A 299-nucleotide genomic window follows, 5' to 3' on the forward strand; every position below is an offset into this window, starting at 1 on the left:
TGTTGATTAATGCCGCTTCATGGCCAGTTCTTAAAACAGGAAGTAAAGGGGGGGATGTTAAAACCTTACAATACCTATTAGTTTCTAAAGGTTACAAGAATATGGAAGTTGATGGTGATTTTGGTGATGAGACATATCGAAATGTCAAAGGATTTCAAACAGCCAGAGGACTAAAAAGAGATGGAATAGTAGGATCAGCAACTTGGTTAAAATTAATAGTAACCTTAAAACGTGGAGAAAAGAGCAATGCTGTAAAAGCGCTTCAATGCCAATTAGGTATAAGTGAAGATGGTGATTTC

Annotated in this window: 1 protein-coding gene; it reads left to right on the forward strand. The window is 36.5% G+C overall.

All coding sequences use genetic code 11. The features are described 5' to 3' along the window. Positions 1–299 (forward strand): peptidoglycan-binding domain-containing protein (locus ACX6CF_RS27400; protein ID WP_458788526.1); only part of this gene is annotated, 299 nt, incomplete at both ends.

The sequence above is a fragment of the Vallitalea sediminicola genome (genome assembly GCF_054408565.1).